At 62.4% G+C, this 25,820-nt stretch carries 26 protein-coding genes; 10 read left to right on the forward strand and 16 right to left on the reverse strand.

Features of this window, described 5'->3' with window-relative positions; translation table 11 throughout:
• Positions 1-206: 206 nt before the first annotated feature.
• The 5 genes from leuS to A9971_RS30870 all read left to right on the forward strand — a co-directional run bounded on the left by leuS (position 207) and on the right by A9971_RS30870 (position 6,245).
• Positions 207-2,813, forward strand: a complete 2,607-nt coding sequence (gene leuS, locus A9971_RS30850) for a leucine--tRNA ligase (protein ID WP_183001083.1) — start codon at positions 207-209, stop codon at positions 2,811-2,813.
• Positions 2,814-2,902: 89 nt separating this feature from the next.
• On the forward strand, positions 2,903-3,508 hold the full coding sequence (gene lptE / locus A9971_RS30855) for an LPS assembly lipoprotein LptE (protein ID WP_011063658.1): 606 nt from the start codon (positions 2,903-2,905) through the stop codon (positions 3,506-3,508).
• Positions 3,509-3,547: 39 nt separating this feature from the next.
• Positions 3,548-4,585: a DNA polymerase III subunit delta gene (gene holA, locus A9971_RS30860; RefSeq protein WP_011063659.1), complete on the forward strand. Its 1,038-nt coding sequence runs from the start codon at positions 3,548-3,550 to the stop codon at positions 4,583-4,585.
• 112 nt (positions 4,586-4,697) lie between these two features.
• Positions 4,698-4,859, forward strand: coding sequence for an alternative ribosome rescue factor ArfA (arfA, locus tag A9971_RS30865; protein WP_015637164.1), 162 nt, complete (start codon positions 4,698-4,700; stop codon positions 4,857-4,859).
• A 63-nt stretch (positions 4,860-4,922) separates the two neighbouring features.
• The gene (locus A9971_RS30870; RefSeq protein ID WP_015637165.1) at positions 4,923-6,245 is read left to right on the forward strand and encodes a lytic murein transglycosylase; all 1,323 of its coding nucleotides are present in this window, start codon (positions 4,923-4,925) and stop codon (positions 6,243-6,245) included.
• A gap of 46 nt (positions 6,246-6,291) precedes the next feature.
• On the opposite strand, the gene A9971_RS30875 is transcribed toward A9971_RS30870, so the two are convergent.
• From A9971_RS30875 to A9971_RS30935, 13 genes are all read right to left on the reverse strand, one after another.
• Positions 6,292-7,239 (reverse strand): LD-carboxypeptidase, encoded by a 948-nt coding sequence (locus A9971_RS30875; RefSeq protein ID WP_011063662.1) that lies wholly within the window; start codon positions 7,237-7,239, stop codon positions 6,292-6,294.
• Positions 7,240-7,390: 151 nt separating this feature from the next.
• Complete coding sequence (lipA, locus tag A9971_RS30880) at positions 7,391-8,413, reverse strand: lipoyl synthase (protein WP_011063663.1); 1,023 nt, start codon at positions 8,411-8,413, stop codon at positions 7,391-7,393.
• Position 8,414: 1 nt separating this feature from the next.
• On the reverse strand, positions 8,415-9,062 hold the full coding sequence (lipB, locus tag A9971_RS30885; RefSeq protein ID WP_015637167.1) for a lipoyl(octanoyl) transferase LipB: 648 nt from the start codon (positions 9,060-9,062) through the stop codon (positions 8,415-8,417).
• Positions 9,062-9,337, reverse strand: a complete 276-nt coding sequence (locus A9971_RS30890) for a DUF493 domain-containing protein (RefSeq protein WP_011063665.1) — start codon at positions 9,335-9,337, stop codon at positions 9,062-9,064. The genes lipB and A9971_RS30890 overlap by 1 nt, the downstream gene beginning before the upstream one ends.
• Positions 9,338-9,418: 81 nt before the next feature.
• Positions 9,419-10,576: a D-alanyl-D-alanine carboxypeptidase family protein gene (locus tag A9971_RS30895; RefSeq protein WP_125062968.1), complete on the reverse strand. Its 1,158-nt coding sequence runs from the start codon at positions 10,574-10,576 to the stop codon at positions 9,419-9,421.
• A 186-nt stretch (positions 10,577-10,762) separates the two neighbouring features.
• Positions 10,763-11,761 carry a septal ring lytic transglycosylase RlpA family protein gene (locus tag A9971_RS30900; RefSeq protein ID WP_011063667.1) on the reverse strand — a complete coding sequence of 333 codons (999 nt, stop codon included), beginning with the start codon at positions 11,759-11,761 and terminating at the stop codon, positions 10,763-10,765.
• Positions 11,761-12,771, reverse strand: coding sequence for a lytic murein transglycosylase B (mltB, locus tag A9971_RS30905; protein WP_011063668.1), 1,011 nt, complete (start codon positions 12,769-12,771; stop codon positions 11,761-11,763). Before mltB ends, A9971_RS30900 begins: the two co-directional genes overlap by 1 nt.
• A gap of 17 nt (positions 12,772-12,788) precedes the next feature.
• Positions 12,789-13,892, reverse strand: a complete 1,104-nt coding sequence (gene rodA / locus A9971_RS30910; RefSeq protein WP_015637169.1) for a rod shape-determining protein RodA — start codon at positions 13,890-13,892, stop codon at positions 12,789-12,791.
• Between the two features lie 31 nt (positions 13,893-13,923).
• The gene (gene mrdA / locus A9971_RS30915) at positions 13,924-15,819 is read right to left on the reverse strand and encodes a penicillin-binding protein 2 (RefSeq protein ID WP_011063670.1); all 1,896 of its coding nucleotides are present in this window, start codon (positions 15,817-15,819) and stop codon (positions 13,924-13,926) included.
• Between the two features lie 12 nt (positions 15,820-15,831).
• Complete coding sequence (rlmH, locus tag A9971_RS30920; RefSeq protein WP_011063671.1) at positions 15,832-16,299, reverse strand: 23S rRNA (pseudouridine(1915)-N(3))-methyltransferase RlmH; 468 nt, start codon at positions 16,297-16,299, stop codon at positions 15,832-15,834.
• 9 nt (positions 16,300-16,308) lie between these two features.
• The gene (rsfS, locus tag A9971_RS30925) at positions 16,309-16,731 is read right to left on the reverse strand and encodes a ribosome silencing factor (RefSeq protein WP_015637171.1); all 423 of its coding nucleotides are present in this window, start codon (positions 16,729-16,731) and stop codon (positions 16,309-16,311) included.
• Positions 16,732-16,791: 60 nt separating this feature from the next.
• The gene (nadD, locus tag A9971_RS30930; RefSeq protein WP_011063673.1) at positions 16,792-17,436 is read right to left on the reverse strand and encodes a nicotinate-nucleotide adenylyltransferase; all 645 of its coding nucleotides are present in this window, start codon (positions 17,434-17,436) and stop codon (positions 16,792-16,794) included.
• Complete coding sequence (locus tag A9971_RS30935; protein ID WP_011063674.1) at positions 17,436-18,701, reverse strand: glutamate-5-semialdehyde dehydrogenase; 1,266 nt, start codon at positions 18,699-18,701, stop codon at positions 17,436-17,438. The genes nadD and A9971_RS30935 overlap by 1 nt, the downstream gene beginning before the upstream one ends.
• A 176-nt stretch (positions 18,702-18,877) precedes the next feature.
• Here A9971_RS30935 and A9971_RS30940 point away from each other — a divergent pair, with 176 nt between their 5' ends.
• Together A9971_RS30940 and A9971_RS30945 are read left to right on the forward strand one after the other, a co-directional pair.
• Positions 18,878-19,564, forward strand: a complete 687-nt coding sequence (locus A9971_RS30940; RefSeq protein ID WP_019094179.1) for a DNA-3-methyladenine glycosylase — start codon at positions 18,878-18,880, stop codon at positions 19,562-19,564.
• A gap of 45 nt (positions 19,565-19,609) precedes the next feature.
• On the forward strand, positions 19,610-20,926 hold the full coding sequence (locus tag A9971_RS30945) for a bifunctional DedA family/phosphatase PAP2 family protein (RefSeq protein ID WP_053160163.1): 1,317 nt from the start codon (positions 19,610-19,612) through the stop codon (positions 20,924-20,926).
• 42 nt (positions 20,927-20,968) lie between these two features.
• On the opposite strand, the gene A9971_RS30950 is transcribed toward A9971_RS30945, so the two are convergent.
• The 3 genes from A9971_RS30950 to A9971_RS30960 are packed head-to-tail and all read right to left on the reverse strand — an operon-like array spanning position 20,969 to position 22,645.
• Entirely contained in the window at positions 20,969-21,559 is a 591-nt protein-coding gene (locus A9971_RS30950) for an LON peptidase substrate-binding domain-containing protein (protein ID WP_015637174.1), read from the reverse strand.
• A gap of 10 nt (positions 21,560-21,569) precedes the next feature.
• Complete coding sequence (locus tag A9971_RS30955) at positions 21,570-22,286, reverse strand: LrgB family protein (RefSeq protein ID WP_183001085.1); 717 nt, start codon at positions 22,284-22,286, stop codon at positions 21,570-21,572.
• Entirely contained in the window at positions 22,283-22,645 is a 363-nt protein-coding gene (locus A9971_RS30960; protein ID WP_011063679.1) for a CidA/LrgA family protein, read from the reverse strand. Before A9971_RS30960 ends, A9971_RS30955 begins: the two co-directional genes overlap by 4 nt.
• A 178-nt stretch (positions 22,646-22,823) precedes the next feature.
• On the opposite strand from A9971_RS30960, the gene A9971_RS30965 reads away from it, so the two are divergent.
• The 3 genes from A9971_RS30965 (at position 22,824) to A9971_RS30975 (ending at position 25,771) form a co-directional block, all read left to right on the forward strand.
• Positions 22,824-23,279 (forward strand): MaoC family dehydratase, encoded by a 456-nt coding sequence (locus tag A9971_RS30965; RefSeq protein WP_015637175.1) that lies wholly within the window; start codon positions 22,824-22,826, stop codon positions 23,277-23,279.
• Between the two features lie 103 nt (positions 23,280-23,382).
• Entirely contained in the window at positions 23,383-25,101 is a 1,719-nt protein-coding gene (locus A9971_RS30970) for a C13 family peptidase (protein ID WP_183001087.1), read from the forward strand.
• Between the two features lie 28 nt (positions 25,102-25,129).
• Entirely contained in the window at positions 25,130-25,771 is a 642-nt protein-coding gene (locus A9971_RS30975) for an oxidoreductase (RefSeq protein WP_011063682.1), read from the forward strand.
• Positions 25,772-25,820 lie beyond the last annotated feature (49 nt).

A 25,820-nucleotide genomic window follows, 5' to 3' on the forward strand; every position in this document is an offset into this window, starting at 1 on the left:
GCCGAAAGCGACGCGCCGCCGCGACCAACGGCCCGCCCGAGCAATCAGGGTTTCCCTCGGCAGAGTGCGGTCATGTATGCTACGGCGCTTCCTGTAACTCCACTTCCAGCTCCATCGGGCACTGAAAAACGCCGCATTTGGCGTCATCGCCACCCGAAGTTGCGTTGAAGAGGATTAGGCCACCCCTATTCAGTACAAAAGTAGCCATGCACGAACACTATCAGCCCCGTGAAATCGAAGCCGCCGCCCAGTCGTTCTGGGACGAGCAAAAGTCCTTTGAAGTCAGTGAACAGCCAGGCAAGGAAACTTACTACTGCCTATCGATGTTCCCTTACCCCAGCGGCAAGCTACACATGGGGCACGTGCGCAACTACACCATCGGCGACGTGATCTCCCGCTACCAGCGCATGCAAGGCAAGAACGTTCTGCAACCCATGGGTTGGGACGCCTTCGGCATGCCGGCGGAAAACGCCGCGATGAAAAACAACGTGGCTCCCGCCAAGTGGACCTACGAAAACATCGCCTACATGAAGACCCAGCTGCGCAGCCTGGGCCTGGCGGTGGACTGGTCCCGCGAGGTCACCACCTGCAAGCCGGACTACTACCGCTGGGAACAGTGGCTGTTCACCCGCCTGTTCGAAAAAGGCGTGATCTACCGCAAGAACGGTACCGTGAACTGGGACCCCATCGACCAGACCGTGCTGGCCAACGAACAGGTGATCGACGGCCGCGGCTGGCGTTCCGGCGCGCTGATCGAAAAGCGCGAAATTCCGATGTACTACTTCAAGATCACCGCCTACGCGGATGAGCTGCTGGAGAGCCTCGACGAACTGCCGGGCTGGCCCGAGCAGGTCAAGACCATGCAACGCAACTGGATCGGCAAATCCCGTGGCATGGAAGTGCAATTTCCCTACGACCAGGCCTCCATCGGCGAAGCCGGGACCCTGAAAGTCTTCACCACCCGTCCAGACACCCTGATGGGCGCGACCTACGTTGCCGTGGCAGCCGAGCACCCGCTGGCCACCCTGGCAGCACAGGACAACCCCGAGCTGCAGGCCTTCATCGCCGAATGCAAGGGTGGCAGCGTCGCCGAAGCCGACATGGCGACCCAGGAAAAGAAAGGCCTGCCGACTTCGCTGTTCGTCGAGCACCCGTTGACCGGTGAAAAACTCCCGGTCTGGGTCGCCAACTACGTGCTCATGCACTACGGCGACGGCGCAGTCATGGCGGTACCGGCCCACGATGAGCGCGACTTCGAGTTCGCCACCAAGTACAACCTGCCGATCAAGGCCGTGGTACGCACCAGCGCTGGCGATGAAACTCCGGCGCCCTGGCAGGACGCTTACGGCGAGCATGGCGAGCTGATCAACTCCGGCGAGTTCAACGGCCTGGACTTCCCTGGCGCGTTCGATGCCATCGAAGTGGCGCTGCTGAAGAAGAACCTCGGCCAATCGCGCACCCAGTTCCGCCTGCGAGACTGGGGCATCAGCCGCCAGCGCTACTGGGGCTGCCCGATCCCGATCATCCACTGCGACAGCTGCGGCGATGTACCCGTCCCGCAAGAGCAGTTGCCGGTGGTATTGCCGGAAGACGTGGTTCCCGATGGCGCCGGTTCGCCACTGGCGCGCATGCCCGAGTTCTACGAGTGCAGCTGCCCGAAATGCGGAGCACCTGCCAAGCGTGAAACCGACACCATGGACACCTTCGTCGAGTCCTCGTGGTACTACGCCCGTTACGCCTCGCCGCACTATGAAGGCGGCCTGGTAGATCCGGCCGCGGCCAACCACTGGTTGCCGGTGGATCAGTACATCGGCGGTATCGAACACGCCATCCTGCACCTGCTCTACGCGCGCTTCTTCCACAAGCTGATGCGTGACGAAGGCCTGGTGAGTTCCAACGAGCCGTTCAAGAACCTGCTCACCCAGGGCATGGTGATTGCCGAGACCTACTACCGTCGCGAAGCCAATGGCAGCTACACCTGGTACAACCCGGCGGATGTCGAGCTGGAGCGTGACAGCAAGGCCAAGATCATTGGCGCCAAACTCATCTCCGACGGCCTGCCGGTGGAGATCGGTGGCACCGAGAAGATGGCCAAGTCGAAGAACAATGGCGTCGACCCGCAATCGATGATCGAACAATACGGCGCCGATACCTGCCGCCTGTTCATGATGTTCGCCTCGCCGCCCGACATGAGCCTGGAATGGTCCGACTCTGGCGTTGAAGGTGCGCACCGCTTCCTCAAGCGCGTCTGGCGCCTGGCCCAGGCCCACGTCAGCCAGGGGCTGCCGGGGGCTCTGGATGTAGCGACCCTGAGCGACGAGCAGAAAGCCATTCGCCGTGCAATCCACCTGGCCATCAAGCAGGCCAGCCAGGACGTAGGCCAGCATCACAAATTCAACACCGCCATCGCCCAGGTGATGACTCTGATGAACGTCCTGGAAAAAGCGCCGCAAGGCAGTGAACAGGACCGTGCACTGCTGCAGGAAGGCTTGCAGACCGTAGCCCTGTTGCTCGCCCCGATCACTCCCCACATCAGCCATGAGCTGTGGGGCCAACTGGGTCAAGGCGGCGCGATCATCGATGCCGGCTGGCCAGCATTGGACGAAAGCGCGCTGGTGCAGGACAGCCTGCAACTGGTGATCCAGGTCAACGGCAAACTGCGTGGCCAGATCGAGATGCCAGCCAGCGCCAGCCGTGAAGAAGTCGAAGCGGCCGCTCGCAGCAACGAGAACGTACTGCGCTTCACCGAAGGCCTTACGATTCGCAATGTCATCGTGGTGCCGGGCAAACTGGTCAACATCGTCGCCAGCTAATTGGATCAGGCGCCCGGTCCGGGATCGGGCGCCGAATAAAACCTCCAGGGCCACAAGGTTGGCCCATCTGGTTTCAAGGGGAGCAATACATGATCAAACGTAATCTGCTGGTGATGGGCCTGGCCGTGCTGCTGAGCGCCTGCGGCTTCCAGCTGCGCGGTACTGGAACCCAGGAGCTGTCCATCAAGGAACTGGACCTGAGCGCCCGGGACGCCTACGGCACCACCATCAAGATGCTCAAGCAGCAGCTGGAAAGCAGCGGTGTGCGAGTCCATGCCGGCGCACCTTACAAGCTGGTGCTGCTGAGCGAGGAGAACTCCCAGCGTACCCTCAGCTACACCGGCGGTGGCAACTCGGCCGAGTACGAGATCGGCACCACCCTCAGGTATGAGATCCTGACTCACGACAACCTGCACCTGCTGGACGACAAACTGGAAGTGCAGAAAGTCTTCCTGCACGACGGCAACAACATCACCGGTTCCGACCAGGAGTCTTCCGAGACCCGCAAGGAAATGCGTCGCGACCTGATCCAGCGCATGCTGATCCGCCTGCAATTGCTGACCCCGGAACAGCTTGCCCAACTGCAGGCGACCGCCGAAGCCAAGGCCAAGGCAGAAGCCGACGCCCTGGAAGCCGCACGCAAGGCTGAGGCGGAAACACCGCAACAGTCCCCTATGGAACTGCCGAACCAGTAAGCCATGCGGGGCGCTCCGGCGCCCCCCTGGCACCCGCCTATGAAACTAGCCCCCGCCCAACTCGGCAAACACCTGCAAGGCACTCTCGCGCCGATCTACGTGATCAGCGGCGATGATCCACTGCTTTGCCAGGAAGCCGCCGACGCCATTCGCTCTGCCGTACGCCAGCAGGGGTTCGATGAGCGCCAGGTATTCAGCGCCGACGCCAGTTTCGACTGGGGCACCCTGCTGCAAGCAGGCGCCAGCATGTCGCTGTTCGCCGAAAAACGCCTGCTGGAATTGCGCCTGCCCTCGGGCAAGCCTGGTGACAAGGGCGCAGCAGCGCTGATCGAATACTGTTCGCGGCCTGCCGAAGACACGGTGCTGTTGATCAGCCTGCCCAAACTCGATGGCAGCGCGCAGAAAACCAAATGGGGCAAGGCGCTGGTCGAGGGTGCCCAGACTCAGTTCGTACAGATCTGGCCGGTGGATGCCAACCAGCTGCCGCAGTGGATTCGCCAGCGCCTGTCCCAGGCCGGCTTGTCCGCCAGCCAGGATGCCGTCGAATTGATCGCCGCCCGGGTCGAAGGCAACCTGCTGGCTGCCGCCCAGGAAATCGAGAAGCTCAAGCTGATGGCCGAGGGTGGGCAAATTACCGTCGAAACGGTCCAGGCGGCGGTGGCCGACAGTGCCCGCTTCGACGTATTCGGCCTGGTGGACGCCATCCTCAATGGTGAAGCGGCCCATGCCCTGCGCATGCTGGAAGGCTTGCGCGGCGAAGGCGTGGAACCACCGGTGATTCTCTGGGCACTGTCCCGGGAACTGCGCCTGCTGGCCAACCTGGCCCTGCAGTTCAGCCAGGGCGTGCCATTGGACAAGGTCTTCAGCCAGGCTCGCCCGCCCGTCTGGGACAAACGCAAACCCCTGATGAGCAAAGCCCTGCAGCGCTACTCCGCACAACGCTGGGGCCAACTGCTGCTCGATGCCCAGCGCATTGATGCGCAGATCAAGGGACAGGCCAGTGGCTCGCCCTGGAGCAGCCTGAGCCGCTTATCGCTGCTGATGGCCGGCCAGCGCCTGGCGCTTGCGGCCGAGTAAAGCGGCCACCCCGTCACGCTTACAATTTTCTGCATCCATGATGCTGGACAGCGGCCCGACTCTGGCCGATGATCTGCGCCGCAACACCTCCCTCCCAAAGTGAGTATTGAGCATGAGCAAGCCATCCAAGCATGGCCCCAACAAGGCCAAATCCATCGTCGCCCAGCCACTGTTCCGCAGCCGTCAGGAACGCCCGGCCAAGGGCAAAGGCAGCTACCGCCGCGAAGCCTTCCAGTCTAAAAGCTGGGAGGCTTCTTACTTTCTGGCTGCCTGAAGCCCAGAACCCCGCCGGCATGATAAGGTCTGCACCTGATTGTTATTCTCTCTGGACCCGTGCATGCCCTTTTGTCTTTCCCGTCGTTGGCACATGCGCCAACTGATCGCTGCCTCCAGCCTTATTCTGCTAGTCGCCTGCGCGGAAAAACCCACCGCCGCCGACGCCCAGCCACTGCCCAGCCTCCAGGCAGCCCCTCTTGCCGCACCTGCCACTGTCGCGCCCCTGACCGTCGACAACCTGGATATCCAGCCCACCCAGACCTTTGACCAATGGTTGAACGCCTTCCGTGCCGAAGCCTTGGGCGCCGGTATCCGTGCCGAAGTATTTGATCGCGCCTTTGCCGGCGTGACCCCGGACATGAGCGTGATCAAGGCCGACCGCAGCCAGCCCGAGTTCAGCCGCCCAGTATGGGAATACCTGGAGGGGGCGCTGTCCCCGGTACGGGTACGCAAGGGCCAGGCACTGCTGGTGCAGTACAGCGACATCCTGCAACGGATCGAACAGCGCTATGGCGTCGACCGCCAGGCATTGGTGGCGGTGTGGGGCATGGAAAGCAATTTCGGCGACTTCCAGGGCAACAAATCGGTCATTCGCTCCTTGGCCACCCTGGCCTATGAAGGTCGGCGCCCGGCGTTTGCCAACAGCCAATTGATCGCTGCGCTGCAGATCATCCAGCATGGCGATATACAGCCCGAGAAAATGCTCGGCTCCTGGGCCGGAGCCATGGGCCAGACCCAGTTCATTCCCACCACCTACAACACCCACGCCGTGGACTTCGACGGCGATGGCCGCCGGGATATCTGGAACAGCCCGGCCGATGCACTGGCCTCCACCGCGCACTATCTGCAGAGTTCCGGCTGGCAACAGGGACAGCCCTGGGGTCTTGAAGTACAGCTCAACAGTGGTTTCGACTACGCCCTGGCCGACGCCTCCACCCGCAAGACCGTGGGCGAATGGATGCGCCTGGGCATGACTCCTGCCAATGGCAAGGCCCTGCCTTACGGCTCGGAACACCTGTCGGCCTCACTGCTCTTGCCAGCGGGTTACCGCGGCCCGGCGTTCCTGATCCTGGACAACTTCCGGGCAGTGCTCAAATACAACAACTCCTCGTCCTATGCCCTGGCGGTGAACCTGCTCTCCGAACGCTTCGGCGGAGCCGGTCAGATCAGCGGCAGTTGGCCCAAGGACGACCTGCCCCTGAGCCGCTCCGAGCGCATCGAGCTACAGACACTGCTCAGTGCCAACAGCTATGACGCCGGCAATCCCGACGGCATCATCGGCGCCAACACCCGCAAGGCCATTCGCAATGCCCAACAGGCACTGGGCTGGCCCGCGGATGGCTATCCGACCCACAAGCTGCTGGAAAGCCTGCGCAATCGTTAGGGCCCGCTCCGGCGCAGGGGAAACACTCCCCTCGCCGGCCCTGCGATTACTTGAAGACCACATCCTGCGCCAGAGTCAGTTCCCTGGCTCCCGCATCCAGCCTGACCAACGCGCCCATGGGCAAGGTCAGGTTGGGGTCGCAGTGACCACTGCGCCATCCCGCCAGCACCGGAATCCGCAGCGGTTCGAAGGTCTGCTTGAGCAAAGCGCACAACGCCGCAAAATCCACACCGGCCACATCCCCCACCAATACCCCACGCAGATTTTCCAGCTTGCCGGCCAGGCGCAGGTGATTGAGCAGGCGATCTATGCGGTACAGCGGCTCATTGACATCCTCGATAAACAGGATGATGCCGTCGGTATTGATCTCATACGGGGTGCCCAGGGTACTGGCGATCAGCGACAGGTTCCCGCCCAGCAGGGAGCCCAGCGCAATGCCCGGCTCGATGGTGGTCAAGGGGAAGGCCACGGGATGGGGCAGCAGGCTGCCAGCCCGGGCCTGGCCTCGAAGCAGATTGAAAAAGGAGGCCTCGGTGGGCGCCTGCTTGTCGCCCAGCAGGTCGGCGTTGAGCATCGGCCCGTGAAAGCTCACAAAGCCGGCATAACGGTTGATCGCCAGGTGCAGGGCGGTGATATCGCTGTAGCCGACAAAGGGCTTGGGATTGCGTCGCAACAGATCGAAATCGATCTTGTCCAGCAGGCGGGGGCTGCCGTAGCCGCCACGCAGGCACAGAATGGCGTCTATGTCCGTGTCGGCGAAAGCCTCATGCAGGTCCTTGAGGCGCGCTTCGTCGCTACCGGCCAGGTACCCCTCCTGCAACCCGACACCCGGGAAGATCCGTAGGCTGTATCCCCTGGAGCGCATCCATTGGTGGGCTTTTTCAGTATCCAGCGCTGCGGGACCGGCAGGTGCAATAAGGCCGATAACGCCTTCTGCGGCCAGCGCCGGCACCGGCAGGTGGGCGTTCAGCGCAGCAGTCGGTTGGATAGGCATGCAGATTCTCCCTGTGTGAATTCACTCAAGCACAGTAGCCATGAATGGTGTCAAACAGAAGAGGCGGGATTTAAAAAGCGGCGGGCGTTGCGAAAGTGCTCGAAAGAGCCGGGGAACTGCCCGCAAGACGTGCGCCTTGCGGGCAGGCAGATCAGGAAACCAGGCCTGCCTTGGCCAGTTTCGCTTGTTCGTCGGCATGGTACGAAGAACGTACCAGCGGGCCGGAAGCAACGTTCTTGAACCCCATCCGATAACCTTCCTCGGCGAACCAGGCGAAGGTGTCAGGGTGCACGAAGCGCTGGACCGGCAGGTGGTTGCGCGACGGTTGCAGGTACTGGCCAAGGGTCAGCATGTCGATGTCGTGCTCGCGCATGCGCTTCATGACCTCGATGACTTCGTCATCGGTTTCACCCAGGCCCAGCATCAGCCCGGACTTGGTCGGCACATGCGGCACCAGTTGCTTGAATTTCTGCAGCAGGGTCAGCGACCACTGGTAGTCCGAGCCAGGACGGGCGGCCTTGTACAGGCGCGGCACGGTTTCCAGGTTGTGGTTGAACACGTCCGGCGGCGTGGCGGCGGTGATTTCCAGGGCAACATCCATGCGGCCACGGTAGTCGGGAACCAGGGTTTCCAACTGCACGTTCGGCGACAACTTGCGGATTTCACGGATGCAGTCGGCAAAGTGCTGGGCACCGCCGTCACGCAGGTCATCGCGGTCCACCGAGGTGATCACCACGTATTTCAGGCGCAGATCGGCGATGGCCACCGCCAGGTTCATCGGCTCGTCGACATCCAGAGGCTTCGGACGGCCATGACCAACGTCACAGAAGGGGCAGCGACGGGTGCAGATGTCGCCCATGATCATGAAGGTCGCGGTGCCGCCGGAGAAGCACTCGCCCAGGTTCGGGCAGGACGCCTCTTCGCAGACGCTGTGCAGCTTGTGCTTGCGCAGCAGCTGCTTGATCCGATCGACTTCCGGGGAGACGGGGATGCGTACGCGAATCCAGTCCGGTTTCTTCGGCAGTTCGGTAGTCGGAATGATCTTCACCGGAATGCGCGCGACCTTTTCCGCACCGCGCAATTTGACGCCGGTTTCAACTTTCGGACGGGCCGCTCGCTCGGAGATATCCAGCGTCGGGATCAGGGTTTGAACAGCGTCTTGCGCAGTAGTCATATCAGTCGATTCCGCCCGTTAGGGTCGTCTGCTCAGCATAGTCGAGGTGTTTGACGAGCTGCGCACGCAGCCGGGCACTTACCTCGGCAAATTCAATCGGCCCTGCATGGTCGCTCAGCTGGGTCATCGCCAACCCGGCATAACCACAGGGGTTAATCCGTCGAAACGGCTGCAAATCCATGTCCACGTTCAAGGCCAGACCGTGAAAAGAGCATCCGTGACGGATACGCAGGCCCAGGGAGGCGATTTTCGCCCCATTGACGTAGACGCCCGGTGCATCGGGCTTGGCCGCCGCCGGCACGCCGTAGCTGGCCAGCAGCTCGATCAGGCAGTGCTCCATGCGGTTGACCAGGTCCCGCACACCGAAACCTAATCGGCGCACATCCAGCAGCAGGTAGGCCACCAGCTGGCCAGGGCCGTGATAGGTCACCTGGCCGCCGCGGTCCACCTGCACCACGGGGATATCCCCCGGGAGCAACAGGTGCTCGGCCTTGCCGGCCTGGCCCTGGGTGAATACCGGCGGATGCTGCACCAGCCAGACCTCATCCGGTGCATCGCTACCGCGTTCATTGGTAAAGCGCTGCATCGCTTGCCAGACCGGCTCGTAAGCCATCTGGCCAAGCTCACGAAAGCCCAGCGTCTGTGGCATCACAGCACCATGTGGACGACACCGGTAGCACGCAGGGCACTATTGATATCACGCAATTGGTCTTCACCGGTGGCGGTGATGTGCAGTTGTACGGTGGTGTACTTGCCGTTGCTGCTTTGACGCTCGGCCAGGGACTTGATGTCCAGCTTGGCGTACTTGGCAAGGATCTCGATCACGGTGTCCTTGAAGCCGACAACCGTGTCACCGATCACCTTGATCGGATAGTCATCGACGGGAAACTCAATCTTGTGCGACTTAACGTCAGTGTCTGTCATGGCAGTAACGGCCTCGTATAGCCGGACGACGGACATGGCCCCCGCTCCACTGGGGAACGAGGGCCACGCAGGTCGACAATATCAGTTGAACAAGCCGTAGAAGAATAGACGGATGCTATCCCACATGCGACGGAAGATACCACCTTCGTCGACCGCTTCCAGGGCGATCAGGTCAGCGCTGTGCACCACCTTGTCGTCCAGTTTCACTTCGACTTTACCAATCACGTCGCCCTTGGCGATCGGCGCGACCAGTTGCGGGTTCATGGTCATGCTGGCGGCGAGCTTTTTCAACTGGCCTTTAGGCATAGTCATGGTCAGGTCTTCGGCCAGACCGGCTTTGACCTGATGAGTGGTGCCCTTCCAGACCTGGGCCTGGGCCAGCTCGGTGCCCTTCTGGTAGAAGGTCTGGGTTTCGAAGAAACGGAAACCGTAAGTCAGCAGCTTCTGGGTTTCAGCAGCACGAGCCTGTTCGCTGTTGGTACCGAACACCACGGCGATCAGGCGCATGCCATCACGCACCGCCGAGGACACCATGCAGTAGCCGGCTTCGTCGGTATGGCCGGTCTTCAGGCCATCAACGGTCTTGTCGCGCCACAGCAGCAGGTTGCGGTTGGGTTGCTTGATGCCGTTCCAGAAGAACTCCTTCTGCGAGTAGATCGCGTAGTGCGCAGGGTCTTCGTGGATGATCGCGCGAGCCAGCACCGCCATGTCGTGGGCCGACGAGTAATGCTCTGGGTTCGGCAGGCCGGTAGGGTTCATGAAGTGGCTGTTGCTCATGCCCAGGTCGGTAGCCGTCTTGTTCATCATGTCGGCGAACGCGTCTTCGCTACCGGCGATATGCTCGGAAACCGCGACGCTGGCGTCGTTGCCCGACTGGATGATGATGCCGTGCAGCAGGTCGCTGACGGTGACTTGCGAACCCACCTTGATGAACATCCGCGAGCCGCCGGTACGCCAGGCGTTCTCGCTGACGGTCACCGGATCGTTCTCGCCGATCTGGCCGCGACGGATTTCCAGGGTCGCGATGTAGGCGGTCATCAGCTTGGTCAGGCTGGCCGGCGGCAGGCGCTGGTCACCATTGTTCTCCACCAGCACGTTACCGCTGCTGGCGTCCATGAGCACATAGGATTTGGCGGCCAGTTGCGGTGGCGACGGCATCGCTTCGACCGCCCAGGCGGCGGGCGTGATGATCAGCGGGACAAGCAGGCACAGGCGTTTGGCAAAGGTGGTGATGTTCATCCGTCTCTCGAAGTTGCTAATGGAAACTTGCCCTTGCGGGCAAAACTATTTCAGACAGCCTTCTAAAGGGCTGTCGCGTGTGCAGTTGTTCACTCACTGACCCTTGCCGGGCTTTTGTTGTTCGACGAGCCAACAACCAGGACCCACCCCCCAATACCGCAAGCGGATCTTCAATCTTCAGTATTCTTACTCGGCAGAGACCACGCTGGCCTGCCCAAGGTTCGCCAGGCGTACGCTGTTCTGCGCTTGCTGGGCCTCACCCGGCGTGCCGAATGGCCCCAGGCGGACCCGATGCAGCGTCTGTTGATTGCGGACGATCGAGCTGATGAACACCGGGGCGCTCACCATGCCACTCAATTTCGACCTCAACAGCTCGGCAGCGTCAGGGTTGGCGAAGGCGCCCACCTGCAGATACTGGCCAGAAGCTGCTGCCGTGTTTTTCACTTGTACGGGAACCACAGCCGCCGCGTGCTGCTGGGGCGGCGGGGTCCATTGTTCGACAGTGCCGGCCGAGGCCGTAACCACCGGCGCGCTATTCTGCGCCACTTGCGGCTCGTTGAGCATCAGCGGCGCCGGGCGGCCACGCTGAGCCCACCATTGCTGCGGATCGATGCCCTCGACCTTGACCCGGGCGGTGCCGGTCTCGGCATAGCCGAGCTTCTTGGCCGCGGCGTAGGAGAGGTCGATGATCCGGTCGGAATAGAACGGCCCACGGTCGTTGACCCGCAGGATCACGCTGCGATTGTTGTCCAGGTTGGTGACCTTCACGTAACTGGGCAACGGCAGGGTCTTGTGCGCGGCACTCATGCCGTACAGGTCATAGACCTCGCCATTGGCGGTGTTCTGGCCGTGGAACTTGGTGCCATACCAGGACGCCGTGCCGGAGGCCACGTAGTTCTTCGATTCCTGGATGGGGAAATAGGTCTTGCCCAGTACCGTGTAGGGGTTGGCCTTGTAGGGGCCGGTATGCAGGGTCGGGGTCGCATCGGGGATGCGCGAAACGTCGACATCCCACCACGGCGCGCCATCCTTGTGGGCGCGGTTGACGTCCAGGCCCGGCATGGAACGCACAGCGGTGGAAGATTTCTGCTGCGGCGAGCGACTCGTCGAGCAACTGACCACCAGCAAGGACAACGCGGCAAAAGCCACCAGCTTCAGGGGTTTGCGAATTGGCATTGCCAGCATTACTTGACGCCCCGTGCTTGGACCAGCTGTTCAGACAACTGATGTACGGCCATGGCGTACATCACGCTGCGGTTATAGCGAGTGATCGCGTAAAAATTCTTCAGGCCCATCCAGTATTCCGGGCCATTGTCACCTTCCAGACGGAAAGCGGTGACCGGCATATCATCGCGCAGCGCATCATGACTCGACCAGCCCAGGGCCCGCAACTCCCCGACGGTTTTCGTCGGTTCGATCCCGGTGGTCAAGCCTTCATCTACCCGATCGCCACGCACATCGGCGCGACTGACCACCGGCTCGCCGGCCACCCAGCCGTGGCGTTTGAAATAGCTGGCCACACTGCCGATGGCATCATCGGGGTTGGTCCAGATATTGATGTGGCCGTCACCGTCGAAGTCCACCGCATAAGCCCGAAAGCTGCTGGGCATGAACTGTGGTAGGCCCATGGCTCCGGCGTAGGAACCCTTGAGGCTCAATGGATCGACCTGCTCCTCACGCGCCAGCAACAGAAACTCGCGCAGTTCCTTGCGGAAGAACTCGGCACGGGGCGGATAATCGAAACCCAGGGTGGACAATGCGTCGATCACCCGGTAATTCCCGGTATTTCGACCGAAAAAGGTTTCAACGCCGATGATCGAGACAATTACCTGGGCCGGTACGCCATATTCCTGCTCGGCGCGGGCCAGCACCGCTTCATGCTGGCGCCAGAAATCCACACCGCGGGCAATGCGCGCGTCGGTGATGAACATCGGCCGGTATTCCTTCCACTGCTTGACCCGCTCGGCGGGCCGCGAAATGGCGTCAAGAATCGACTGCTTGCGCTCGGCCTCGCGGAACACAGCCATCAGCTGCTCCCCGGCAAAACCATAGTCCCGAGTCATTTCGCCCACGAATTCGGCCACCTGGGGCGAACCTTCGTAATCACCGGCGAACGCGGGCTGCGCTGCACCAAGGATGCTTACCAGACCGACCCACGGCGCCTGCCGAGCGGCCCAGCCACGCATTGCTTGCATTGAATTCTTCACCTTAATCAAACCTGCGCGATCCACTTGCGATGGGTATGGATCGACATCAAAACCCCAAACGCTGACAGTAGCGTCACCAGCGAAGTTCCTCCGTAGCTAATGAACGGCAACGGCACCCCTACGACCGGCAACAAGCCACTGACCATACCGATGTTGACGAAAACGTAAACAAAAAACGTCATGGTCAGGCTGCCCGCGAGCAATTTGCCAAACAGTGTCTGGGCCTGGGCGGTGATCACCAGCCCGCGCCCGATCAGCAGCAGGTAGATCAGCAGCAGCGCACAGATGCCCACCAGGCCGAACTCCTCGCCCATGACAGCGATAATGAAGTCGGTGTGGCTCTCCGGCAAAAAGTCCAGGTGCGACTGGGTGCCCAGCAGCCAGCCCTTGCCGAACACCCCACCGGAGCCGATGGCGGCCTTGGACTGGATGATGTTCCAGCCGGTGCCCAGCGGATCGCTCTCCGGGTCGAGGAAAGTCAGGATCCGCTGCTTCTGGTAGTCATGCATGATGAAGAACCACATGGCGATGGCCACGGGAACCGCAGCCGCCAGCACGCTGAGGATCCAGCGCCAGCGCAGGCCGCCCATGAACAGCACGAAGGTGCCGCCGGCCAGGATCAGCAAGGCCGTACCCAGGTCAGGCTGACGCACGATCAGGATGAACGGAATGCCAATCAGCACCAGGCTGATCCCCACATGCTTGAGATGGGGTGGCAGGGTGCGCTTGGACAGGTACCAGGCGATGGTCGCCGGCATGATGATCTTCATGAACTCCGACGGCTGGAAGCGGATCACCCCGGGGATGTTGATCCAGCGGGTCGCTCCCATGGCGTTGTGGCCCATGACATCTACCACCACCAGCAGCACCACGCCGAACACGTAGCCCAGCGGCACCCAACGGGCCATGAAGCGCGGCTCGAACTGGGCGATGACGATCATCGACACCAGGCCGATACCGAATGAAGTGGCCTGCTTGGCCAGCAGGTCCCAACTCTTGCCGCTGGCGGAATACAGCACGAACAGGCTGCCGGCAGCCAGGGTCAGCAGCAGCACCAGCAGCGGGCCATCGATATGCAGGCGCTGCAACAGCGTCGCGCGACGACGCATCACATCCTCACTGGAGAGGATGCGGTCAAAATTACTCTTCACGGGCCGTAGCCTCCGCGCTGATAGGGCTGGCGAACTCGGGCTTGAGCTGGCCGTCCTGGCCGAGAAGCCAGGCATCCATCACCTGACGCACTACCGGTGCCGCGACGCCGGAGCCCGACTCACCGTTCTCGACCATGACCGAGACCACGATCTTGGGGTTTTCCGCCGGCGCGAAGCCGACGAACAAGGCGTGGTCACGATGCCGTTCCTGGACCTTGGAGCGGTCGTACTTCTCGCCCTGCTTGATCGCCACCACCTGGGCGGTACCACTCTTGCCGGCAATCCGGTACGGCGAACCGGCCGCAGCCTTGCGCGCGGTGCCCCGGGCACCGTGCATCACCTGCTGCATGCCATGGTTGACCTTCGTCCAGTCCGAGGGGTCACGCAGGACAATGTCCGGCATCGGGTTGTGATCCACCGGCTTCTCGCCCTCGATGCTTTTGGCCAGGTGCGGCCGGTTCCACTTGCCCTTGCTGGCGACCAGGGCGGTGGCCTGGGCCAGTTGCAACGGCGTGGACTGCATGTAGCCCTGGCCGATCCCGAGAATCAGGGTCTCCCCCGGGAACCAGGCCTGGCGCCGGGTGGCGCGCTTCCATTCGCGGGTCGGCATCAAGCCCGGCGACTCCTCGAACATGTCCAAAGAGACCTTCTGGCCGATACCGAACTTGCTCATGTAGGCGGACAGCCGGTCGATCCCCAGCTTGTGGGCCAGGTCGTAGAAATAGGTGTCGTTGGACCGCATGATCGCGGTATCCAGGTCGACATAACCGTCACCGGTACGGTTCCAGTTGCGGTACTTGTGGTCGTAGTTGGGCAACTGGTAGTAGCCCGGGTCGTAGACCCGGGTCGAAGCCGTGACCACGCCGGCATCCAGCCCGGCAATGGCCACCGCCGGCTTGATGGTCGAACCCGGCGGATAGAGGCCCCGCAGCACCCGGTTGAACAGCGGCCGGTCGATGGAATCGCGCAGCTCGGCATAGGCCTTGAAGCTGATGCCGGTGACGAACAGGTTGGGGTCGAAGCTCGGCTGGCTGACCATCGCCAGCACTTCACCGGTACTCGGATCCAGGGCTACCACCGCGCCACGGCGCCCGCCCAGGGCCAGTTCCGCGGCTTCCTGCAACTTGATGTCCAGGCTCAGGACAATGTCCTTGCCGGGAATCGGGTCGGTGCGCTTGAGCACCCGCAGCACCCGGCCACGGGCGTTGGTCTCGACCTCTTCATAACCCACCTGGCCGTGCAGCTCAGGCTCGTAGAAGCGCTCGATGCCGGTCTTGCCGATATGGTGGGTGCCGCTGTAGTTCACCGGATCGAGGGACTTGAGCTCTTTCTCGTTGATCCGCCCCATATAGCCCACGGAGTGCGCAAAGTGCGCGCCCTGGGGGTAATGCCGGACCAACTGGGCCACCACTTCCACACCGGGCAGGCGGAACTGGTTCACCGCGATCCGGGCGATCTGCTCTTCCGTCAGCTCGAACAGGATCGGCACCGGCTCGAAAGGCCGACGCCCCTGCTTCATGCGCTTTTCAAACAGCACCCGGTCTTCCGGAGTCAGCTCCAGCACCTCGACGATCACGTCGAGCACCTGCTGCCAGTCGCCGGAACGCTCGCGGGTCATGCTCAGGCTGAAGCTGGGCCGGTTGTCCGCCACCACCACGCCATTGCGGTCGAAAATCAACCCGCGAGTCGGTGGAATCGGCTGCACGTGGACTCGGTTGTTCTCCGAAAGGGTGGAGTGATAGTCGTACTGGATCACCTGCAGGTAATACAGCCGGGCAATCAGCACACCGATCAGGCAAACCACCATGATGGCGCCGAACACGACACGGCCACGCACCAGACGGGCGTCTTTTTCGTGGTCCTTGATGCGGATCGGCTGGGACATGAGGGGCGCGGGCTACTTGTGGTAAGGGTGCCCGGACAGCACGGTCCAGGCGCGATACAGCTGTTCACCGATGAGAATCCGCACCAGCGGGTGCGGCAAGGTCAGCGGCGACAGCGACCAGCGCTGATCCGCCCGCGCACAGACCTCCGGCGCCAGCCCTTCCGGGCCGCCGACCATGAAATTCACGGTGCGCGAATCGAGACGCCAGCGATCCAGTTCCACCGCCAGTTGCTCGGTGCTCCAGGGTTTGCCATGCACCTCGAGGGTGACGATGCGCTCGTTATGCCCGACCTTGGCCAGCATGGCCTCGCCCTCCTGACGGATGAAGCGAGCCACGTCGGCGTTCTTGCCCCGGGTATTGAGCGGAATTTCCACCAGTTCCAACGCCAGCTCGGATGGCAGACGCTTGGCATACTCGTGCCAACCCTCTTCCACCCACTTGGGCATGCGTGAACCGACAGCGATCAGACGCAGGCGCACAGCCGTCCCTTATTGCTGGTCTTTGTTGAGCTTGGTGAAGTGCTCGTGGCCATGCTCCGGGCTGTGGTGCTTGCCATCGGCCGCGCGGCTCTGCTCGGCGCCCTGCCACAGACGCTCCAGGTCGTAGAACTGGCGGGCCGAGGCGGTCATCATGTGCACGATCACGTCGTCCAGGTCCAGCAGCACCCAGTCACTGTCGCCCTTGCCTTCTTCACCCAATGGGCGCACGCCCTGGGCCTTGACCATTTCACGGACCTTTTCCAGCATCGCGCCGATCTGGCGGTTGGAGGTACCGGTAGCGATGATCATGTAGTCAGTGATGCTCTGCTTGTCGCGAACATCGATCACCAGGACGTCCTGGGCCTTGACGTCTTCCAGCGCGGCGACAGCCACCTTGACCAGATCTTCGCCTTTCATTACTTGGTTAGTCATATAAAACTCGTTTAGCTCGTATGTTTGGAACGCCGCTCAGCACAGGCCGGCAGCGCTCCTTCAGTTCGGCGCACGGTAAAGCCCGTGTGCATCGATATAGGCCAGGACCGCGTCAGGCACCAGGAAACGTACCGACTTACCGCTGGCCAGCAGTTGACGGATCTGGGTGGCGGACACCGCAAGCGGCGTCTGCCAGACGAATGCAATGTGTCCCCCAGGCCCTTGCAGGGCCAAAGGGTCGCTCACCGAACGCGCTGCCAGCAGGTTGCGCAAGGCATCCGGCGGTTCGCTGTCGGCATCCGGGCGTTGCAGCACCAGGATGTGGCAATGCTGGAGTAACTCTTCCCAACGATGCCAGGTGGGCAGGCCGCAAAACGCGTCCCAGCCCAGTAACAGAAACAACTGGTCATCTGCGGCCAGCTCGGCCCGCATCTGTTCCAGGGTGTCGATGGTGTAGGACGGCTTGTCCCGTTTCAGCTCACGGTCGTCCACCACCAGGGGTGAAACGCCCGCCACCGCACACTCGACCATCGCCAGACGATCGAGGGCCGACACCTGCGGTGTATCCCGATGGGGCGGCCTGGCACTGGGTACCAGGCGCAGCTCATCGAGTTGCATGGATTCCGCCACCTCCAGCGCGCCACGCAAGTGGCCGATGTGCACTGGATCGAAGGTGCCGCCCAGCAGACCGATACGTTTGCCCATCAAGTACGCACGTGACCGTCGCCAAAGACTACGTACTTCTCGCTGGTCAGCCCTTCCAGCCCAACCGGGCCACGGGCGTGCAGCTTGTCGGTGGAAATGCCGATCTCCGCGCCCAGGCCGTACTCGAAGCCGTCGGCAAAGCGCGTCGAGGCATTGACCATGACCGAACTGGAATCCACTTCGTTAAGGAAGCGCCGGGCGTCACTGAAGTTTTCGGTGACGATCGAGTCGGTGTGGTGCGAGCCATAGGTATTGATGTGCTCGATGGCCTGCTCCAGGTTGTCCAGCACGCGGATCGAGAGGATCGGCGCGGTGTACTCGGTGCGCCAGTCTTCTTCGGTTGCCTCCAACACACCGGCACCGAGGAGTGCGCGGGTTTGCGCACAACCACGCAGCTCGACGCCCTTGTCGCGGTAGATCGCGGCCAATGGCGGCAATACGCGCTCGGCAATGGCGGAGTGAACCAGCAGGGTTTCCATGGTGTTGCACGGTGCATAGCGCTGGGTCTTGGCGTTGTCGGCAATGCGAATGGCCTTGTCCAGGTCCGCCGCGACATCGATATACACGTGGCAGACGCCGTCCAGGTGCTTGATAACCGGCACCTTGGCGTCACGGCTGACCCGCTCGATCAGGCTCTTGCCGCCACGGGGCACGATCACGTCGACGAACTCGGGCATGGTGATCAGCGCTCCAACCGCAGCGCGGTCGGTGGTTTCCACTACCTGCACCACGTGAGGCGGCAGGTCGGCCGCCGCCAGGCCCTGCTGAATGCAGGTGGCGATGGCGCGGTTGGAATGGATCGCCTCGGAACCGCCGCGCAGGATGGTGGCGTTGCCCGACTTCAGGCACAGGCTGGCCGCATCGATGGTCACGTTCGGGCGCGACTCGTAGATGATGCCGATCACCCCCAGGGGCACGCGCATCTTGCCCACCTGGATGCCCGACGGCAGGTAGCGCATGTCGCGGATTTCACCGATGGGGTCAGGCAGCTTGGCCACCTGACGCAGGCCTTCGATCATTTCGTCGATACGCGCCGGGGTCAGCGCCAGGCGATCCAGCAGAGCCGGCTCCAGACCATTGGCCCGGCCGTTGGCCAGGTCCTGCTCGTTGGCCGCAGTCAGTTCCGGTCGTGCCGCGTCCAACGCATCGGCAGCCGCCAGCAGCGCACGATTCTTTTGCGCGGTGGTGGCACGGGCGATCACCCGGGAAGCCTGGCGGGCAGCGCGACCCAGGCGGGTCATGTAGTCAAGAACGGACTCAGTCATGGTCTGGTGTGGTCTTGGCAAAGAGGAAAGCGGCTGATTATAGCTGTCGCGCCGGCCCACGGACAGCGGTCACGGGCGGATGGTCGAAATGGAGTGCAAATACCCGGCGTTCAGCCTGAATTAAGCCTGGAGTTGTTACCATTGCGTCACCTTTTCCGCCATAACCCTTCGCCACCATGTCCATTCTGACCTCTGCAAAACTGCCAAAAGCCCTGCCGGACGGCTTTTTCGACCGTGATGCCGAGCTTTTGGCCCGCGAACTGTTGGGCAAAGTCATCCGCCATAAAGTCGGCGATCTGTGGCTGTCCGCGCGCATTATCGAAACCGAAGCCTATTACTGCGAGGAAAAAGGCAGCCACGCCTCCCTCGGCTACACAGAAAAGCGTAAGGCTTTGTTTCTGGACGGCGGCCACATCTATATGTACTACGCCCGCGGCGGCGACTCCCTGAACTTCAGCGCCCGGGGCCCTGGCAATGCCGTACTGATCAAGTCCGCCTATCCCTGGGTCGATGAAGTCTCCGGCCCTGCCAGCCTGGCGCAGATGCTGCTGAACAATCCGGACGCCAGTGGCCGGCCGCGCCCCGCGCAAAAGCTCTGCGCCGGCCAGACCCTGCTGTGCAAGGCCCTGGGCCTGAAGGTTCCGGTCTGGGATGCGAAACGCTTCGATCACGAGATTCTCTTCGTCGAAGATGTGGGTGCCGCCGTGCCACACATCCTCCAGACCACCCGCCTGGGCATCCCCCATGGGCGTGACGAACACCTGATGTATCGCTTTGTCGATGCCGCCTACGCCCCCTACTGCACGCGCAACCCTTTGCGTCGCGGCCAGGTCGAAGGGCGCGACTACCTGGTGCTCGGCTGACGCCACCGTCCCACCTCAGCAAAAAACAACAACGGAGTTGAATTTATGGGCCCATGGCTCGACAGCGTGACCGCCTGGCTAACCAGCAACCCCCAATGGCTGGCAGCCGCAGTGTTCATCGTGGCCTGCATGGAATGCCTGGCGATCGTGGGCCTGATCGTGCCGGGCACGGTCCTGCTGTTCGCGATTGCGGTACTGGCCGGCAATGGCGCCCTGTCACTGGGGGAAACCCTGCTCCTGGGTGCTGCCGGCGGATTGCTGGGGGACGTGATGTCCTATCTGCTGGGACGGCATTTCCACCAAGGCATTCGCCGCTTGCCCGGCCTTCGTCATCACCCTGAATGGATCAGCGGTGCGGAAAGCTACTTCCAGCGCTATGGCATCGCCAGCCTGCTGGTGGGCCGCTTCATCGGCCCGCTACGACCGATGCTGCCAATGGTGGCCGGAATGTTCGACATGCCGTTCCCACGCTTCCTCGCCGTCAGCCTGCTGGCGGCAGCGGGCTGGTCACTGGCCTATCTGCTGCCGGGCTGGGCCACGGGCGCGGCGATTCGCCTGCCCCTGCCCGAAGGCTTCTGGCCCCAGGCGGGCATCGTCATTGGCAGCCTGGTGGTGCTTGTCGGCCTGAGCGTCAACAGCAGCCTGCGGCGCCATCGCCGGGCAACCCTGTTGATGTCCGGCCTGAGCCTGCTGATTCTGGCAGGGCTGTTCATCGGCTATCCGTACCTGACGCAGTTCGACCAGGGCCTGATCGCCCTGGTACAGGAGCACCGGGACCCAGCTCTGGACAAGATCATGGTCATGGTCACCCAGATCGGCGAGTTCCGCGCCATGTTCATCCTCAGCGCAGTGCTGACCCTGCTGCTCCTGGCCCTGCGCCAATGGCGCCAGGCCGCGTTCGCCGGAGCGACCCTGCTGTGTACTGCCCTGGCCAACACCGGCAGCAAATGGTTCTTCGCACGGGTACGCCCTGAAGTGCTGAGCGAGCCTCTCACCAGTTTCAGCATGCCCAGCGGTCACTCCTCCGGCTCCTTCGCCCTGTTCTTGACCCTGGCAGTTCTGGCCGGCCGTGGCCAGCCACCCCGCATGCGCCTGACCTGGCTGTTGCTGGGCTGCCTGCCGGCGGCCTCCATTGCCTTATCCCGGGTCTATCTGGGGGCCCATTGGCCAACCGACATTCTCGCCGGTGCCATGCTCGCGGCCTGTGTCTGCGCCGCCAGCCTGACCCTGAGCCAATGGCAAGGCCCGCTCAAGCCGATGCCGGCCAGGGCCTGGTGGCTGCTACTGCCGGTCATGCTGTTGATGTGCGGATACATGGCGACACGGCACTTGCCTCACGCCCTGCTGCGGTACGCCTATTAAAAGCGCCAGAGGCAAGCTGCGGCCGCCACTACAGGCTGCGGCTCAGGCGAAGAGTTCGCCTTGCAGCTCGTCCAGCAACTGCTGGATGGCATCCAGACGCTGCTGTGGATCATCCAGTTGCAGCAGGTCGATCTTGTCCTGTTCGGAAAAAGGCAGCAGGTAGGCCAACTGATTGGCCAGTGACAGCTGCCCCGTAGCCTCGACCCCCATATCCAGGGCCTCGACCATCGGATGTTCGGCCAAGGCCTTGAGCAGCGCAATCAGGTCCGCATCCTCATCCTGCAACGGCTGTTCGGGGGCCTCTTCCAGCCATTGCACCCGGGCCACCGTCAGTTGGTCTTTCTGCACTTCGCTTTGCAGAATGCGAAAACGCCGACCGCCCCTGACCCTGATTCCCAGCAGCCCGTTGTCCTGCTGGTGGAAGTCGGTGATCAAGGCTTCACAGCCAATTTGCGCATAGCCCTGGGCGGCCGTCCCGACCTCCTCCCCTTCAAGGATGCACACCACCCCAAACCCGCTGCCCTGCTTCATGCAGCGCCCGATCATGTCGAGATAACGCGCCTCGAAAATCTGCAGATCGAGAATGCAATCGGGAAACAGCACGGTATTCAGAGGAAAAAGCGCCAGGTTCATACTTCCTTCCTTAAACCAGCAACGACACCGCCAACGGCAGCAACACTGCAGTGGCCACGCCCATCAGACTCATCGCCAGCGCCGCAAAGGCGCCGCACTCCTCACTTTCCTGCAGGGCCACCGAGGTGCCCACTGCGTGGGCGGTCATGCCCAGGGCCATGCCTCGCGCTTCCGGGCCATGCACCCCCAAACGGTTGAGCAGCCCCGGGCCAAATATCGCTCCGATCACTCCGGTAATCAGCACGAAGACCGCCGCCAACGCCGCCACGCCACCAATCTGCTCGGCCACCAGCATGGCAATGGGCGAGGTCACCGACTTGGGCGCCATGGTCATTAGAATCATGTGCTCGGCACCAAACCACCATCCCAGCAGTACGCCCAGGCTGGTAGCCACGACGCCACCCACCACCAGCGTAGCCAATATCGGCCAGAACAATTGGCGGATCCGTCGCAGGTTGAGGTACAGCGGCACCGCCAGGGCTACCGTCGCCGGGCCCAGCAGAACGCTCAGGATTTCGGTGCTCTTGCGGTACTCGGCATAGCTCAGGCCGCAGCCGAGCAGCACGCCGATCACCAGTAGCATGGACACCAGCACCGGCTGCAGGAACATCCAGCGGGTCTTCTCGAACGCCGCCAGCACCAGTTGATAGGCACCCAGCGTGATGCCGATGCCAAACAGCGGGTGATGGATCACCGCGGCCCAGGCCCCCTGCCAATCGAAGATCATTGACTGTCCTCCTGCCGGCCCTGGCGCTTGACCAGGCGCTGCATCAGCACGCCGACAAAGGCCATCGAGATCACCAGGGACAACACCAGCGCGCCGGTAATGGCCCAGAAGTCCGCGGCGATGTCCCGGGCATAGACCATGACCCCCACCGCAGGCGGCACCAGCAGCAGCGGCAGGTAACGCAGCAGGCTGCCAGCCGCGAGATTCAGCGGCTCGCCCACTTCACCGCGCACCACCAGGAAAACCAGCAGCAGCAACAGGCCGATGATGGGCCCGGGAAGCACGGGCAACAGCAGGTGATTGAGCGCCGTTCCGAGCAATTGGAACAGCACCAGCCATGTCAAACCGCGTAACAACATACCGCCTCTCCAGCCAGATCCCGTCGCGCATTATAAGCACGCAGGTGCTATGAACCGGCATTCGCCAAAAGCATGGATGTTTACCGGGAAGGATCGCCATGATGATCTAAAGTGGAAGTTTCAGAGCGCACCACACAACGTCGAATACTAATAAATCGTTGATCCAAGGAGAGTCTCAATGCCCCATGTTCCTGTTGCAGAGCTCAAAGATTATGTCGGGAAGGAACTCGGACGTTCCCCATGGCTCACCATCGACCAGGAGCGCATCAACCTCTTCGCCGAGGCGACCGGTGACTTCCAGTTCATCCACGTGGATCCGGTCAAGGCCGCACAGACCCCGTTCGGCAGCACCATTGCCCACGGTTTCCTGACCCTGTCGCTGATCCCCAAACTGATGGAAGACATCCTCGTGCTGCCCCAGGGCCTGAAGATGGTGGTCAACTACGGCCTGGACAGCGTGCGTTTCATCCAGCCGGTGCCAGTCAATTCCAAGGTGCGGCTCAAGGTCGACCTGACTGAAGTCACCGAAAAGAAACCCGGTCAGTGGCTGCTCAAGGCGACTGCCACCCTGGAAATCGACGGCCAGGAAAAACCGGCCTATATCGCCGAGCCGCTGTCGCTCTGTTTCGTCTGAAATCCCTCCGATGCGAAACAGCTCACGCTGTTTCGCTCAACCTCTCTATATATAAGACACACCGCTGCGGCATACTCGGTCCCCTAATTATCCGGAACCCGTTATGCGCCCACTTGCACCCCTGGTTTTGACCCTATTGCTCAGTGCCTGTGGCGACGGCGAATCGCTGTTGCCGCCCGATGCCCGCCTGCCGGACGGCGGGCGCTATCGAGGCGACCTGGTCAATGGCCTGCTCCAGGGACAAGGGCGCATCGACTACCCCAACGGCAGTTGGTACGCCGGCCAGTTCGACAAAGGCCAGTGGCATGGCCAGGGGGAATGGCACGGCAGCAACGGCGAGGTCTATCGCGGCCAGTTCCAGCAAGGGCTGTTCCATGGTCAGGGCACCCTGACCACCAAGGACAGCAGCTACAGCGGCGGCTTCAAGCTCGGCCGCCGGGATGGCGAAGGCACCCTCAAAGAAGACGGCATGACCTACCGCGGCGAATTCAAGGCCGACCTGTATTCGGGCCTCGGGCGCCTGGAACTGGACGACGGCAGCCAGTACCAGGGCCAGTTCGCCAAGGGCAAGCCCAATGGCGAAGGCCAGCGCAGCGACGCCAGCGGCAACCAGTTCACCGGCAACTTCGTCAACGGCCAGCTGGAAGGCAACGGCACCTTCAACAGTGCCGAAGGCGACATCTACGTCGGCGGCTTCAAGCACAACCAGCTCAACGGCAAGGGCCGCTACGAAAACTCCGACGGCGACGTCTGGATCGGCCAGTTCAAGGAAGGCGCCCTGAGTGGCAAGGGCGAACTGACCGGCGCCGACGGCAGCCACTATGTCGGCACCTTCAGCGACTGGCGCTTCAGCGGTGAGGGGCGGCTAAATCTCAGCGATGGCAGCTTCTACGTTGGCGGCTTCGACAGTGACAACTACCAAGGCCACGGCGTACTGGTACTGCGCGATGGCAGCGTGCAAAGCGGTATGTGGAACAACGGCCTGCGGGTTCGCGACGCCGATGGCAAGCTACTGCCAGACCCGCTGGAAACTGCGCTGCTGGTCCAGGGCCGCTTGCTCAAGGAAGCCCTCGATACGGTGCCCGCCTCCACCCCGGCCATCGAACTCTACAGCCTGACCCTGGCCGGCGACGGCAAGCAGAGCGTGTTCCTGCGCGAGGCCGACTATGTCAGCAACATGCTCGCCAGTCGCTTCGGCGCCTACGGCCAGATCCGCCTGGTCAATCACCGCGACCACCTGATGAACCGGCCCATGGCCACCCGGGAAAACCTGCGCCGCGCCGCCCAGACCCTGGCCGAACGCAGCGGCCCGGAAGACCTGGTGTTCATCTACCTCACCAGCCACGGCACCAGCGCCCACGAACTGGTGCTGGACCAGCCGCGCCTGGAGCTGGCAGACCTGCCCGCCGATGAACTGGCCACCGCCCTGGCCCCGCTGAAGAACCGCGACAAGATCATCGTCATCTCTTCCTGCTACTCCGGCGGCTTCATCCCGGCCCTCAAGGATGAGCGAACCCTGATCATGACCGCATCCCAGGCAGACCGGGTGTCCTTCGGCTGCTCGGAAGAGGCCGACTTCACCTACTTTGGCGATGCCCTGTTCGCCCAGGCGCTGAACCAGACCGACGACCTGGAGCATGCATTCAAGCTGGCCCGGGGCATCGTTGCCGAGCGTGAGCAGGCAGACGGCTTCGAAGCGTCGGAACCGCAGATCTGGGCGCCCAGAGGCGTCATTGCCCATTGGCAACAATTGCGCAAACAGCAGGCACGAAAGGCCCTGCAGAGTGTCTCTATAAGCAGCAAGGAAGCACAGAGCAACTAAGCTGAAACAGTATCAAGGGGGAATGACCATGTACTTGACGCCTCAGCATATCCTGCTCGCCGGCGCCTCCGGCCTGACCGGGGAGCAACTGCTCGATCGTCTGCTCAACGAGCCCACCATCACCCGCGTCCTCGCGCCCAGCAGACGCCCACTGAGCGAACACCCACGCCTGGAAAACCCGGTCGGCGACCCCGCCGTATTCCTGCCGCAACTCAGCGGCAAAGTGGAAATCGCCTTCTGCTGCCTGGGTACCACCCTCAAGCAGGCCGGTTCCGAAGCCGCTTTTCGCGCGGTGGACCTGGACATGGTGGTGGCCTTCGGCAAACGCGCGCGGGAGCTGGGCGCACGGCACCTGATCGTGATCAGCGCCCTGGGCGCCGACCCCAAGTCGTCGATCTTCTACAACCGGGTCAAAGGTGAAATGGAAGAAGCGCTGAAACTGCAGGGCTGGCCACAACTGACCATCTGCCGGCCATCACTGCTGCTGGGGGATCGCATCGAGCCGCGCCTGGGCGAACAGCTGGCCGGACCACTGTCGCGGCTGATACCGGGCAAGTACCGCGGGATCGAAGCCTGCCAACTGGCCCGGGCCATGTGGCGCCTGGCCCTGGAAGAGCAGACCGGCACGCGGATCGTCGAGTCCGACGAACTACGCAAGCTGGGCAAATGAATCGCTCGCCCGCAAGCCGCTCCTGCACGTACCTGTAGGAGCCGGCTTG

It is taken from the genome of Pseudomonas sp. UME65 (genome assembly GCF_014170225.1).
In the GTDB taxonomy this organism is placed as follows: domain Bacteria; phylum Pseudomonadota; class Gammaproteobacteria; order Pseudomonadales; family Pseudomonadaceae; genus Aquipseudomonas; species Aquipseudomonas protegens.

Excerpts from the sequence above, each read along its gene's own strand:
- leuS (WP_183001083.1), top strand. The coding sequence starts at position 207 with ATGCACGAACACTATCAGCCCCGTGAAATCGAAGCCGCCGCCCAGTCG.
- lptE (WP_011063658.1), top strand. The coding sequence starts at position 2,903 with ATGATCAAACGTAATCTGCTGGTGATGGGCCTGGCCGTGCTGCTGAGC.
- holA (WP_011063659.1), top strand. The coding sequence starts at position 3,548 with ATGAAACTAGCCCCCGCCCAACTCGGCAAACACCTGCAAGGCACTCTC.
- arfA (WP_015637164.1), top strand. The coding sequence starts at position 4,698 with ATGAGCAAGCCATCCAAGCATGGCCCCAACAAGGCCAAATCCATCGTC.
- A9971_RS30870 (WP_015637165.1), top strand. The coding sequence starts at position 4,923 with ATGCCCTTTTGTCTTTCCCGTCGTTGGCACATGCGCCAACTGATCGCT.
- A9971_RS30875 (WP_011063662.1), bottom strand. The coding sequence starts at position 7,239 with ATGCCTATCCAACCGACTGCTGCGCTGAACGCCCACCTGCCGGTGCCG.
- lipA (WP_011063663.1), bottom strand. The coding sequence starts at position 8,413 with ATGACTACTGCGCAAGACGCTGTTCAAACCCTGATCCCGACGCTGGAT.
- lipB (WP_015637167.1), bottom strand. The coding sequence starts at position 9,062 with ATGCCACAGACGCTGGGCTTTCGTGAGCTTGGCCAGATGGCTTACGAG.
- A9971_RS30890 (WP_011063665.1), bottom strand. The coding sequence starts at position 9,337 with ATGACAGACACTGACGTTAAGTCGCACAAGATTGAGTTTCCCGTCGAT.
- A9971_RS30895 (WP_125062968.1), bottom strand. The coding sequence starts at position 10,576 with ATGAACATCACCACCTTTGCCAAACGCCTGTGCCTGCTTGTCCCGCTG.
- A9971_RS30900 (WP_011063667.1), bottom strand. The coding sequence starts at position 11,761 with ATGCTGGCAATGCCAATTCGCAAACCCCTGAAGCTGGTGGCTTTTGCC.
- mltB (WP_011063668.1), bottom strand. The coding sequence starts at position 12,771 with ATGCAAGCAATGCGTGGCTGGGCCGCTCGGCAGGCGCCGTGGGTCGGT.
- rodA (WP_015637169.1), bottom strand. The coding sequence starts at position 13,892 with ATGCGTCGTCGCGCGACGCTGTTGCAGCGCCTGCATATCGATGGCCCG.
- mrdA (WP_011063670.1), bottom strand. The coding sequence starts at position 15,819 with ATGTCCCAGCCGATCCGCATCAAGGACCACGAAAAAGACGCCCGTCTG.
- rsfS (WP_015637171.1), bottom strand. The coding sequence starts at position 16,731 with ATGACTAACCAAGTAATGAAAGGCGAAGATCTGGTCAAGGTGGCTGTC.
- nadD (WP_011063673.1), bottom strand. The coding sequence starts at position 17,436 with ATGGGCAAACGTATCGGTCTGCTGGGCGGCACCTTCGATCCAGTGCAC.
- A9971_RS30935 (WP_011063674.1), bottom strand. The coding sequence starts at position 18,701 with ATGACTGAGTCCGTTCTTGACTACATGACCCGCCTGGGTCGCGCTGCC.
- A9971_RS30940 (WP_019094179.1), top strand. The coding sequence starts at position 18,878 with ATGTCCATTCTGACCTCTGCAAAACTGCCAAAAGCCCTGCCGGACGGC.
- A9971_RS30945 (WP_053160163.1), top strand. The coding sequence starts at position 19,610 with ATGGGCCCATGGCTCGACAGCGTGACCGCCTGGCTAACCAGCAACCCC.
- A9971_RS30950 (WP_015637174.1), bottom strand. The coding sequence starts at position 21,559 with ATGAACCTGGCGCTTTTTCCTCTGAATACCGTGCTGTTTCCCGATTGC.
- A9971_RS30955 (WP_183001085.1), bottom strand. The coding sequence starts at position 22,286 with ATGATCTTCGATTGGCAGGGGGCCTGGGCCGCGGTGATCCATCACCCG.
- A9971_RS30960 (WP_011063679.1), bottom strand. The coding sequence starts at position 22,645 with ATGTTGTTACGCGGTTTGACATGGCTGGTGCTGTTCCAATTGCTCGGA.
- A9971_RS30965 (WP_015637175.1), top strand. The coding sequence starts at position 22,824 with ATGCCCCATGTTCCTGTTGCAGAGCTCAAAGATTATGTCGGGAAGGAA.
- A9971_RS30970 (WP_183001087.1), top strand. The coding sequence starts at position 23,383 with ATGCGCCCACTTGCACCCCTGGTTTTGACCCTATTGCTCAGTGCCTGT.
- A9971_RS30975 (WP_011063682.1), top strand. The coding sequence starts at position 25,130 with ATGTACTTGACGCCTCAGCATATCCTGCTCGCCGGCGCCTCCGGCCTG.